This window comes from Porphyromonas canoris, assembly GCF_000769115.1.
GTDB lineage: Bacteria > Bacteroidota > Bacteroidia > Bacteroidales > Porphyromonadaceae > Porphyromonas_A > Porphyromonas_A canoris.
The window spans coordinates 575,888-588,381 of the sequence record NZ_JQZV01000013.1; the positions used below are offsets into that span (position 1 = coordinate 575,888).

Consider the following 12,494-nt stretch of genomic DNA (forward strand, 5'->3'; position numbering starts at 1 on the left):
GGCATGAAACTAAAAAGAAAAGCGAAGGTCGTAGAGATATTTAGCATGGCTTCCATGACGGATGTCATCTTTTTGCTACTGATATTCTTTATGGTTACTTCCACGCTTGTCATGCCCAATGCTCTCAAAGTGCTTTTGCCGCAGAGCAATCAGCAGACAGCTGTGAAGACTCCTACAAGAATAACCATAGACAAAGAGCTGCGCTACTATGTAACCATGAAGAATGGAGAAGACAGGGAAGTGGGCTACGACGAACTCAAAGCATACATCGACGGAGAGCTTTCGGAAGATCCGGATTTCTTTGTCGCACTCTATGCAGACGAGAGCATTCCCTACGGAGAAGTGGTGAAGATCCTCAACATTGCGGTGGAGAAGAAGTTTAAGATGGTAATGGCGACAAGGCCGCTCTGACTTAATGAAAAAAGATAATAGGAGATAGTTATCTATGAGCAATAGTAAAGAGAAACTCATAGCCATAGTTGTAACCATCGTTGCTCACGCTTTGCTGGTTCTGCTGCTCTTTTTCGTCTATATGACGATGAGTGCTCAGGACGAACAGAGTAGCGCTCCGGTGGATATAGGGAACATAGAGGTTGCAATGGGTAGCGATATGGAGAGTTGGAGCCAAGCACTTCCAAAGTCTCGCAGAGCCATGCCCAAGCCTGCCCCCGCTCCGGAAAAAGGAGAGCCGGAAGAGCTGTTGACGCAAGAGCATGAAGAAGCTCCGGCTATGGCTCCGGTACCTCCAAAGAAGAAGCCGGAAAAGCCTAAGGTGAGTGAACCTAAGCCTAAACCTGCACCAAAGACTCCTACACCCAAGGTGGAAGATACACGAAAGGCAGAGGAGGCAAGGATAAAAGCAGAGGAGCAAGCTCGTCTGAAAGCCGAACAAGCCCTTAGAGAACAGGAAGAACAGAAGCGTAAAGCGGCTCAGAGTCGCGTAGCCAACGCTTTTCAGGGAGCCAAAAATTCTGAAGGTTCAAGGGGAACAGGTACATCCGGAAGCGGTATGCAGGGTTCTCCTACGGGTAATGTCTCTTCCGGCGGTGCAGGTTCGGGGAATGGTGGATACGGCTCATGGAATCTTTCCGGACGCGGACTTATAGGAGGGAAATTGCCTGTACCTCAATATATAGGTCAGACTGAAGGTCGTATTGTTGTTGCTATCACGGTTAATCCAAAAGGTGACGTTATAGACGCTAAAATCGATCAGGGAACCAACATTGACAATCATGCTATCAAGCAGAGTGCATTGGAGGCAGCCAAAAAGGCTAAGTTTACAGCAGTGGAAGACATAAAAAATGCGGAGGGAAAGATAACTTATATTTATAAGCTCCGTTCATGATGGAGATTCATGACGAGGCAGAGTCTAACATCAAACAATAAAGTTGGGTATGAAAAGAGTATTTGTATTTTTAGCAGAAGGCTTTGAGGAGATCGAAGCTATCTCTACAATAGATATTTTGCGCAGGGCAGAAGTGGATGTTACAACAGTATCTATCACGTCCGATAGAGAAGTAGTGGGCGCGCATGGCGTGCCTGTAATGGCAGATAAATGTATTGCAGACGTAAAACATACGGAAACCGATGCCATCGTTTTACCGGGCGGACTTCCCGGTGCTACCAATCTGGAGGCTTCTCAACCCTTGAGAGAGATGATAGTGGAAGCAGATAAGAAAGGATTGCTACTTGCTGCCATCTGTGCCGCTCCCGTTGTGTATGGCTCCATGGGGCTATTGAAGGAGAAAGTGGCTACCGCTTATCCCGGATTTGAAGAGAAGTTGGCATGCAGGCAGTATAGCCAAAAAGAACCCGTTGTAGTGGATGGTCATATCATCACAGGGCGTGGACCGGGCTATTCATTCCCTTTTGCTCTTGCCATTGTGGAGTATTTATTGGATAAAGAGACCGCAAACATGGTGGCAGGAGGTATGCTTCTTACCGAATCTTTACGATGAAGTATCCTCTTCCTTACGCAGATTTTGCATCACATTTAAGGGAGATCTTTCCGCACTACAAAGTGCAGAAGATCTCCCTTAATGCGGGATGCACCTGTCCCAATAAGGACGGCATAAAAGGTTTTGGCGGATGTACTTACTGCAACAATAGTTCGTTCACTCCCCAATATACACTGAAGACCGAACCCATTATCGAGCAGCTACAACTGGGGATAGACTTTTTCCGAAGAAAGTATAAGGATATGAAGTTTCTGGCATACTTTCAGTCTTACACCAATACCTATGGTGATGTGGATGAGTTGATCCGAAAGTATGAGACGGCTATTGCCTATCCCGATGTTGTGGGACTGATTATAGGAACAAGACCGGACTGTATGCCCGATGAGATTCTTAACTATCTCAAGAGTCTGAAGAGAGATAAAGAGCTTTACGTTGCCGTGGAATACGGTATGGAGAGTACCTCTAATACCGTCTTGGAAAGAGTAAACCGAGGACATACGTTCGAGGAAAGTGTGGAAGCCATACAGAGAACGGCAGAAGCCGATATACCGGTAGGCGGACACTTTATATTCGGTCTTCCCGGAGAGGATCGGGATGCCATTGTGAAGAGTGCCGCTTTAATCTCTTCTCTTCCTTTGAATTCGATAAAGATTCATCAACTTCAAGTCCTCAGAGGTACTAAGCTCGGAGCAGACTTTCTAAAGGGGGAGGTTAATGATCTGCCTCTATTTACTTATGAGGAGTATCTGGAACTTGTCGCAGACTTTCTATGCCATCTTCGTCCCGATATGTATGTCGATCGTTTTGTTTCATCAAGTCCTCCTCACATGGTCATAGCTCCTCAATGGGGAATGAAAAACTACTACTTTACTCTCAAACTTGTATCATATATGAGAGAAAATGGGTTATTCCAAGGGCAGAAATATTGTAGATAAGTGGTTTTATGCTATATTTGAGAGAGAATGAATCTACTAAAATTAGCCTGTTATGAGCTATCTGAAATTTGACAGAAGTAGTATGAGTAACCTCGAAGAGGTACTCAACAAAGAGATATTGCGTACAAATAGACGAGGTGCTTACCACTGTTCCACTTTAATAGGTCTGAACACAAGAAAATACCACGGGTTATTGGTCGTTCCTATTACACATTTAGGACCTCACAACTATGTGCTTCTTTCTTCTTTGGACGAGACCGTCATACAGCATGGAGCGGAGTTCAATCTTGCCGTGCATAAGTATGAGGGGGAGCATTTTAGTCCTAATGGTCATAAGTATATCCGTGAGTACGATCTGGATGGCGTGCCTAAAACGATATACAGAGTAGGTGGTGTGATTCTATGTAAAGAGATTGCTCTTTCTCGTGAAGATGATCGGGTGCTTATCCGATACACTCTTTTGGAGTCTCAAGCGAAGACAACCCTTCGTTTTCGTCCTCTCTTAGGATTTAGGAGCGTGAAAGAGTTGTGCATTGAAACGCAAGATGCCAACCTTAATGCCTCTCCGGTGATAAACGGACAAGAGTTTTGCCTCTATCCCGGATTCCCTAAACTTGCTCTCCAAATGACTAAAGAGAACGAGTATATCTCTCAGCCCACATGGTACAAACACTTTTTGTACGATAAAGAGAGGGAGAGAGGTCATGCCTGTACCGAGGATCTTCCGATGCCCGGATACTTTGAAATTGAAATAGAGACCGGAGAATCCATCATTTTTTCCGCAGGTCTCTCTCCTTTGGAACCCGAAAAGATCTCCTCTTTATTTGATGAAAGCGTCGAGGAGCGCACGCCAAGAACAAGCTTTAAGAACTGTCTTGTAAATGCCGCAGACCAGTTTTACTACCAGCCGAACGAGGAGCGTGCTTACCTGATGTCCGGTTATCCATGGGGAGGAGTAAAGGCAAGAAATATGCTTATTGCACTTACCGGTTGTAGTTTCGGTATAGGAAAGCCGGAAAGATTCCATCGAATCTGGAATACATTCTGGCCCGCCCTTAAGCTTTTTATGGAAACCGGACAGGTGGATTCTGTCATAATGGATATAGATAAGCCGGATATTCCTCTTTGGGCGGTGAATACAATAATAGATTACTCCAAGTGGACAAGTCCGGAAGACACTCGCGAAAAGTTCGGAGAGACATTGCGATACATCATAAATTATATTTCGTCCAGCAGGCATCCGAACATGAAGCTGGAAAACAACGGACTGCTCTACGCATGGAGCAAGGATAACCGCCCCATTACATGGATGGATGCAGAGTGGGATTTCCAACCGGTTGTCAAGAGAGAAGGCTATATCGTGGAGTTTAATGCCTTGTGGTATAATGCTCTGTGCTTCTATAAAACATTGCTTGAACCCGATAACGACAGATTGGAAGACGAGATCGCAAGAGTCTCCGAATCTTTTGTTCGTGTCTTCGTGAATGAGCATAATTATCTCTTCGATTACGTTAATCCCAACCTGCCTCAAGATTGGAGTGTAAGACCCAATATGTTGTTTGCAATAGGATTGATGTACTCACCACTCTCCCGAAGGCTTCAAAGATCGGTGCTCGACATCGTAACGAAGGAGCTTTTGACACCATTAGGACTACGGACACTAAGCCCTGTGGGAAAAGTTTATAAGGGATATTGTAACGGAAGTTTGAGGGACAGGTCTCTATCATACTACAATGGAGGTGTCTGGAGTTGGCTTATGTATCCTTACCTGAGTGCATATCTTCATCTCTTCCGAAGGGCAGGCTATTCTTTCGTGGAGCGCATGATGATACCGTTTGAAGGAGAGCTTTCCAATCACGGAATCGGTACCATTTCCGAGCTATACGATGCCACTCCTCCTTTTTATAGTAGAGGGGAGATCTCTTATGCCACAAGTATCAGCGCGATACTCAGGATCAAAAACAGGCTGGATGATGATATGCGCAGAGGTGATGATATATTCGATATTTTCTAATCAGAGAAATACCTTGATAGATAAAATATGAAAGCATTGATGTTTGGCTGGGAATTCCCACCGCATATACTTGGAGGACTCGGAACGGCAAGTTACGGACTCACTCAAGGTATGAGTTTGCAGGAGGATATGGATATCACATTCGTTATTCCTAAACCGCATGGAGACGAGGATCAGTCCTTTTTGCGTATCATAGGAGCATCTCAAGTTCCTGTCGTGTATCGTAATGTGAGCAGAGAACAAGTGGATACAATGATAGGAAGACTAATGTCTCCGGAACTCTACTTCCATTTGCGTGAAGGGATTTATACCGATTTCAACTATCTGCATACCAACGAACTCGGATGCCTTGAATTCTCCGGAAGATATCCGGATAACCTGATGGAGGAGATCAACAACTACTCTATAATGGCAGGGGTATTGAGCAGACAGCTTGACTATGATATTATTCACTCTCACGACTGGCTCACTTATCCTGCCGGCATACACGCCAAGAGCGTTAGCGGAAAGCCTTTGGTCATCCATGTTCATGCTACGGACTTCGACAGGTCAAGAGGGCAAGTTAATCCACAGGTATATGCTATAGAGAAGAACGGAATGGATTACGCCGATCACATTATCACTGTAAGTAATCTTACCCGTAATACCGTGATAGAGAAATATCACCAAGATCCCAAAAAGGTAACTACCGTTCACAATGCCGTAACACCACTTAGCCCCTCTATCTTGAGTATAAGGGATAAGAAGGGCGTAAAGGATAAGGTCGTAACCTTTCTTGGTAGAATAACCATGCAGAAAGGTCCTGAGTTTTTCATTGAAGCAGCTGCAAAAGTTTTGGCTAAAACGAAGAACGTCCGTTTTATAATGGCAGGAAGCGGAGATATGATGGATCAGATGATCCGTCTGAGTGCCATGAGAGGCATATCCGATCGGATGCACTTTACGGGCTTTATGAAAGGAAATCAGGTGTACGAAGTCTTCAAGGCAAGCGATGTATATGTGATGCCTTCCGTTTCCGAGCCTTTTGGTATTTCTCCTCTCGAAGCCATGCAGTGCGGTGTCCCCAGCATTATCTCCAAACAGAGCGGTTGTGCCGAGATTTTGGACTATGCCATCAAAGTGGACTACTGGGATGTGGATGCTTTGGCGGACGCTATACACGGTCTGGTAACCTATCCGGCATTTCACACATTCCTCAAAGAGGAGGGCTTGAAAGAGGTAAACAATATCAAGTGGGAAGATGCAGGGCTCAAAGTAAGGCATATTTACGACCGGCTTTTGAGGTAGCATTGCAGCACTTTTACGGAATAACCATTAACTAAGAATATTTTCACATCAAAGATAAAGTCATGAAAAGAATATGTCTCAATCTAAACTTGCATCAGCCTTTCAGGCTTAAGAGATATCGCTTCTTTGATATAGGGAATGACCACTACTATTTCGACGATTTTCAGAACGAAGAAGTCTTTCGTCTGTTAGCAGAAGAGTCTTACCTTCCTGCACTTAGAACAATAAGAGATCTTATCATACAGGACAGGGTGCCATTCCGATTCTCCATTTCCATATCCGGTACTGCATTCGAGCAGATAGAGCTGTATGCTCCGGAGTTGTTGGATCTTCTTTTGGACATCAACTCTACCGGACAGATAGAGTTCATCGCCGCACCATACTCTTACTCCCTCTCTTCATTGGGAGATACCGCAGAGTTTGAGAGAGAGGTCGGGGTGCTTTCCAAGAAGATCGAACTTCTTTTCGGAGTCTCTCCGAGAGTGTTGAGAAACACAGAGCTGATCTACTCGGACGATATAGCTCTTACGGCTCAAAAGATGGGCTTTAAGGCGATGATGACGGAAGGGGCAAAGCACGTTCTTGGCTGGAAAAGTCCCAACTATCTGTACTCTTCGGCAGAAGCTCCGGAGCTTAAACTGATGTTGCGCAATGCCTCATACAGCTCCGATCTTGTACGACACTTCTCTAACCTGCACTGGTCCGAGTATCCTCTTACCACAGAGAAGCTTGCCGGTTGGTTTGCCAATCTTCCCGAGGTAGAAAGCTTTGTTTACATAGATATCCCATTGGAAACATTCGGTCATATCCACAAGCGTCCTTCCGGAATCTTTGAGTTTCTCAAGGCTCTGCCTACTACGTTGGAAAGCAGAGGCATATCCATGGCACTGCCATCCGAGATCCTTCAGCAGGAAGAAGTGGCTGCACCGCTCTCTGTTCCGTCTCCTATCTCTTGGTCGGAAGAGGAAAAAGGTATCACTTCCTGGCTTGGCAATGTGTTACAACAAGAAGCATTCAGAAAGTTGGGCGAGTGGGGAGAACGGTTGAGACTAAGTACAGACCGAAGGCTGTTCCTGGACTGGTTGCATCTTCAGTCTTGCGACCACTTCTTCTATATGACTACACTCTATCAGGATGTAAGGCCTTTCAGTCCGTATGATAATGCTTACGATGCTTTCAACAACTATATGAATGTTCTTAGCGATGTGGTTCTCCGTATTCAGGCACAGTATCCGATTTCCATCGAAAACGAAGAACTGAGTGCGTTGGTGCTTACCATACAAAATCAGGATAAGCAGATCGTGGCACTGGAAAAAGAGCTTTCCGAACTGAAAGCCAAGAAAAAGACAACAAAGAAGAGTACCAAAGCAGCAGAGTAGAGCTACAATTTTGTGGCACGGAGTATCTCTCTCTTTCCCGGAGGACCCGGAAGTCTTTCCACGTTGAACCCGGCTTCTTGAAGCCCTCTTCTTACAATGCCCTTTGCGCAATAGGTTGTGAGGATGCCGTTTTTCCTAAGACAGGCTCTCATTTTCTTGAAGAAAGGAACGCTCCAAAGCGGACTTTCTACTTTGTCAGGCGCAAAAGGATCAAAAAACAGCACGTCGATGCTCTCGTTTTCAAAGTTGAAATCAAGAGCATCGGCGTGTTCTTTTATCAGGGTCAGATTGGAAAGAATCCCGGTTCGGGCATTCCATTCTGCACGGAAAATCTGCTCGACATGCTCTTTTTCCATACCGAGCCTTTCCGCATAGTTCAGAGAGAGAAGAACGTCGGTGGGTAGAGGCTCGTACTCAATGCTCCGCATCTCAAAAGACAGTTCCGGATGTGCAAGGGCGTATTCCAGTACACACACTGCATTCAGCCCCATACCAAACCCTATCTCCCCGATCCGAACCTCTCTGCTTGAGGTCTGTTCCAGAAAATGTTCCAGTCCGGCACGGATATAAACATGTTTGGACTCGGTTATTGCCCCATTGGTCGAGTGATAGCTTTCATTACCACCATCAATGAGAATGGTATGACTCCCATCCGAAGTCTCTATAAGTGCAATCTTTTTTTCTTCCATCTTTTTTCTTTTTAGGGTATAAAGGTAGAAAAAGATGCCGCATTTTTCCACAATCCGAACTTCAAAAAAGCAGCATTTTGGTGGTGCTTTTATATAAAAATGAATCTCCCGATTTTCTCTCCGATCTGCTCTCTTTTTTTCCGATGTTGCACTTCATGATCACAAAGAGGTGGCTTAGAGTATTGATTTTTAGGGTTATACAGAAAATCGCGAATTTGGAAAAATTTTTTTCTCAGTCCGTTTGATGGGGCTTTTTCGCGTTAATAAACATGAAATTTAACGCCTTTGTCTGTAAACGTTTCCTAATAAAGAAATTTGCCTTTTCAGGGGCATTTTAGGGCGAAAATAGTTAATCTATTGATATTTAGCAGTTTGATGTTTTTGGCTAAACATGTTAATCGAATCCGGTAAACGTGTTTAATGAAATCGGTAAACGTGTTCATTGAAAAATTAAACACGTTAAGCCGAAAGAATATGCTCGTTTACTGTTTTGGGTGAACGGGTATCGAAAATGGTGTTAATAAACCGGGGTGAATTTAACAATTCGGTCGTGCTTTGAAAACGACCCCTCCGATCAAAATAGAGAGAGGGAAAATCGGGCAGAGGCTTCGGTACGGAATATATAAAAATAGAGTACTGCCATTTTGTCTTGAAATGCTCTCTTTTTCTCTTGTGCTGTCGGGTGGCATAGCTGTTCTTTGAACGAGCATCGGAGAGGAGTATAAAATAACTTGTCTGAAAGCTATTAAGGAAGAAAAATTATGTGTATTTTTGCCCCTTGAATAGAAAAATGAAGGACAGAATATCCACATATTCAGAAGCAACCACTTATCTTTTCAATAGCTTTCCTATGTTTCAAAACGTGGGAGGGAAGGCGTATAAGCCGGGATTGGAAACGGTCTTAAAACTCCTCGAGAAGCTTGGCAATCCTCATCTGAAAATATCTACCATTCATGTGGCAGGTACCAATGGGAAGGGATCAACCTCTTCTCTTCTTGCCTCGGTGCTGAATGAAAGCGGACTTCGAGTAGGCTTGTTCACATCCCCTCACCTTGTAGATTTTTCCGAAAGAATCCGTGTAGATGGCAAAGTGATAGAGCAAGAGTTTGTTATAGATTTCTGCAACTCTGCCAGAGAATGGTGCAGGGAGCTTGGGCTCTCTCCCTCTTTTTTCGAGCTTACCACGGCAATGGCATTTGCCTACTACGTCCATAAAAAAGTGGATATTGCCGTGATAGAGGTCGGAATGGGAGGACGCTTGGACAGTACCAATGTCATCACGCCTGTTTTGAGTATTATCACCAATGTCAGCCTCGATCATACCACCTACTTGGGAGATACATTGGCTGCGATAGCCGGTGAGAAAGCCGGTATTATAAAGCCCGGCATTTCCGTTGTATTGGGTAACCATGAGAGTGAAGAGGTGAGACAGGTGGTGGAAGATAAGGCTCGGCAGGAGAGTGCTCCGCTTTATCTCTGCGATAGAAAAGCCGTCCTACGCTCTTACGAAGAGGATCCGGAGGGAGGATACAAGCTGGATAGCTGTCATTTTGGAGAGATAAGGCTCCCTCTCAAGGGTGCTCATCAGCTGGAGAATGCCACTACGGTGCTGACCGCTTTAGGGCTTCTTGAAACTCTTTTGAAGGGATCGAAAATAGACTCGGACGCTGTCCGGAAAGGTTTTTGGAACGTAGAGAGTGTAGGGCTTGCAGGTCGGATGCAGAAGCTGAGCAGCATGCCGGATCTTTATATAGACACCGGGCACAATGTCGGAGCATGGGCTCATCTCAGCCCTTACCTGGAGTCCGTGCTCGATAAAGGGAAAAAGCTCCATATCGTGATAGGTATGGCGGAAGATAAGGATGTCTCTGCCGTCTTTGATATGCTGCCCAAACGTGCACGCTACTACATCACCCAAAGTAGGGGTGAACGTGCTTGTGCGGCAGAGAAACTATCGGATCTGGCATCCTCCAATGCGCTTGACCACACTGTGGTTAAGCCGGTGTGGAAAGCTTTGGAACAGGCATACTCGGCAGCAATGATAGCCCCTGAAGAGTCTGTCGTTCTGGTTTGCGGAAGCAATTTTGTGGTTGCAGAGGTGCTGGAAAGGGAGTTGTCGCTCCTTACCGACTGCTGGAAGTCTCCGGCAGGAACATCTTTGGTCGGCTCTTTTTTCTTGACCATAGATAGCGGTAATACTGCCTTAAAAGCCACTCTATACCACGGACGGGTCGCTCTCTGGGAACACTCTTCCTCTTCCGTAAAGGAGCTTATTCTACCATTGCAACAGGCTTTGGAATATCTCGATATACCGAAAGAGAGTGTCAGGAGCATGGTAATATCGACGTCGGTATCTTGTTCGGTCTTGGAAGCCGAGCTGAATGGAATAGGGTTGAAAACCATTCCTTTCAACCTCTCGACACTTCGTCTGCCTTTCAAGATTGCCTACAACTCTCCGGAGCAACTGGGGCAGGATCGGATTGCAGCGTGTGTAGGAGCTTATCTGTTTGCTGAGGGGAAAGACTTTTTGGTCATAGATTGCGGAACGGCAATTACGATAGATCTTGTTCGGAATGGAGTTTACGAAGGAGGTGTCATAGCTCCCGGACTGGATATGAGGCTGAAAGCTCTTCACGACTACACGCACAGACTGCCTTTGGTATCCAAGAAATTGAATCCGGGGTCTCTCATAGGACAGAACACCGAAGAGTGTATCTATCATGGTACCGTCTCTTCCGCTGTGTTGGAAGTGGCTGGATGGGTGGAGAAGATAACGAAAGAGGTCGCTCCTGTTTTGATTTATTTAACGGGCGGAGACCGAATTTATTTTGAAACAATAGCGAAAAATACCATCTTTGCAGATGGTTGTCTTGTTCAGACAGGACTAAATGAGATATTGATAGCGAATGTATAGAAAGATAGTACAAAGGCTTGCTGCAATGTTTGCAGTGGCAATGGTTTGTTTCGTGGGAGTAGCTAAGGCTCAAAATATTGAGACTTCGCCCCTCTCTCGTTATGGTTACGGCTCTTTGGTAGATCCTTCCCCTGTTTCGTACAGAGGTATGGGAGGTGTCGGTATAGGGTTGCGTCAAGATGGTATGATCAACTTCAAAAATCCGGCAGCCTTCTCTGTGGTGGATTCTCTATCTTTTGTCTTTGATATAGGACTCACCTCAAACTATAAGATGTTCAGAGAGAATCAGCTTAAAAAGAGTACATTCCAGGCGAACATAGACTATCTGGCGTTTCAGATGTCTCTTTTCAACTCTGTGGGTCTGAGCCTTGGCGTTATCCCTTATTCGAGAGTGGGGTATTTGGCACAAACTTCCGGAGATATTGAAGGATTCCCCAATGCAACTTATAAACAGACTTTCAAGGGTGAGGGATCGTTGCAAAATGCTTACATGGGAGTTGGTTTCAAGTTGTTTGAGAAGTTATCGTTGGGAGCAAAGGTCAATTACCTTTTCGGTTCTACGATACACGAAGTGCTTTCTCAACCCAATTCATCGTTGATCAATACACGTTTTGTGAGAGAAACATGGCATACATCCACATGGTCGGCTGCGTTTGGAGCACAGTATCATCATCGCACCAAAGAGTGGGAGTCCGTGTTGGGAGCTACATTTTCTCCTTCTTTGGGTCATAGGCCTAAGATGGTACTTTTTGAAGATAGAGATTTTGGTAAAGTCCTTACTCCCGATGTTACCACCAAAGAAGAGTCTTACGTTGGCAAGTTGCCTATGGAGATAGGAGTCGGTGGAAGTTTTAATTATAAGAATAAACTTTTGACCGCTTTGGACGTCAAATATACAAATTGGGAAAGCGTTCCCAATCTGTTTGAAAAGCAGAATGTATCATATAAGGATGCTTGGCAGGTTGCTTTGGGTGCTTCTTATACTCCCAATCCTTTCTCTCGAACCTATTCGGACAACATAGTGTATCGTGCAGGGCTCAACTATGCAACACCTTATATACAACATCATAAATGGGGACAGTCTTCGACCTTAGGGCTATCTCTCGGTCTCGGACTTCCTGTATATGTTAATGACGAGAGAGCTTCTCTCCTTAATCTGAGCTTGGAGTACGTTAAGAGTCTGAATGATAAACAAGCTATCTTGAAAGAGGACGCGATAAAGCTTTCCGTGAGTATAAACTTCAGTGAAACGTGGTTCCGTAAACTCAAGATATATTGATGATAACGACTGTAAAGGTCTTTTGTGATAGATAACAAA

At 44.9% G+C, this 12,494-nt stretch carries 10 protein-coding genes; 9 read left to right on the top strand and 1 reads right to left on the bottom strand.

Annotated features, from left to right (window positions below; translation table 11 throughout):
• Positions 1 to 3 precede the first annotated feature (3 nt).
• The 7 genes from HQ43_RS07550 to HQ43_RS07580 all read left to right on the top strand — a co-directional run bounded on the left by HQ43_RS07550 (position 4) and on the right by HQ43_RS07580 (position 7,573).
• Positions 4 to 411 carry an ExbD/TolR family protein gene (locus HQ43_RS07550; RefSeq protein WP_036791761.1) on the top strand — a complete coding sequence of 136 codons (408 nt, stop codon included), beginning with the start codon at positions 4 to 6 and terminating at the stop codon, positions 409 to 411.
• 34 nt (positions 412 to 445) lie between these two features.
• Positions 446 to 1,345 (top strand): energy transducer TonB family protein, encoded by a 900-nt coding sequence (locus HQ43_RS07555; protein ID WP_036791763.1) that lies wholly within the window; start codon positions 446 to 448, stop codon positions 1,343 to 1,345.
• 49 nt (positions 1,346 to 1,394) lie between these two features.
• Positions 1,395 to 1,958, top strand: coding sequence for a DJ-1 family glyoxalase III (locus HQ43_RS07560; protein ID WP_036791766.1), 564 nt, complete (start codon positions 1,395 to 1,397; stop codon positions 1,956 to 1,958).
• On the top strand, positions 1,955 to 2,893 hold the full coding sequence (locus HQ43_RS07565) for a TIGR01212 family radical SAM protein (RefSeq protein ID WP_036791769.1): 939 nt from the start codon (positions 1,955 to 1,957) through the stop codon (positions 2,891 to 2,893). Before HQ43_RS07560 ends, HQ43_RS07565 begins: the two co-directional genes overlap by 4 nt.
• A 52-nt stretch (positions 2,894 to 2,945) precedes the next feature.
• Positions 2,946 to 4,907, top strand: a complete 1,962-nt coding sequence (locus HQ43_RS07570) for a glycogen debranching enzyme N-terminal domain-containing protein (RefSeq protein ID WP_036791772.1) — start codon at positions 2,946 to 2,948, stop codon at positions 4,905 to 4,907.
• A gap of 27 nt (positions 4,908 to 4,934) precedes the next feature.
• Positions 4,935 to 6,194 carry a glycosyltransferase gene (locus HQ43_RS07575; protein WP_036791774.1) on the top strand — a complete coding sequence of 420 codons (1,260 nt, stop codon included), beginning with the start codon at positions 4,935 to 4,937 and terminating at the stop codon, positions 6,192 to 6,194.
• A 62-nt stretch (positions 6,195 to 6,256) separates the two neighbouring features.
• Complete coding sequence (locus HQ43_RS07580; protein WP_036791777.1) at positions 6,257 to 7,573, top strand: glycoside hydrolase family 57 protein; 1,317 nt, start codon at positions 6,257 to 6,259, stop codon at positions 7,571 to 7,573.
• A gap of 2 nt (positions 7,574 to 7,575) precedes the next feature.
• Here the strand turns inward: HQ43_RS07580 and mnmD are convergent, their stop codons facing one another.
• Positions 7,576 to 8,262, bottom strand: a complete 687-nt coding sequence (mnmD, locus tag HQ43_RS07585) for a tRNA (5-methylaminomethyl-2-thiouridine)(34)-methyltransferase MnmD (protein WP_036792777.1) — start codon at positions 8,260 to 8,262, stop codon at positions 7,576 to 7,578.
• 790 nt (positions 8,263 to 9,052) lie between these two features.
• On the opposite strand from mnmD, the gene HQ43_RS09930 reads away from it, so the two are divergent.
• Together HQ43_RS09930 and HQ43_RS07595 are read left to right on the top strand one after the other, a co-directional pair.
• Positions 9,053 to 11,176 carry a type III pantothenate kinase gene (locus HQ43_RS09930; protein WP_052103146.1) on the top strand — a complete coding sequence of 708 codons (2,124 nt, stop codon included), beginning with the start codon at positions 9,053 to 9,055 and terminating at the stop codon, positions 11,174 to 11,176.
• Complete coding sequence (locus HQ43_RS07595) at positions 11,169 to 12,455, top strand: PorV/PorQ family protein (protein WP_036791780.1); 1,287 nt, start codon at positions 11,169 to 11,171, stop codon at positions 12,453 to 12,455. Before HQ43_RS09930 ends, HQ43_RS07595 begins: the two co-directional genes overlap by 8 nt.
• Positions 12,456 to 12,494: the final 39 nt, after the last annotated feature.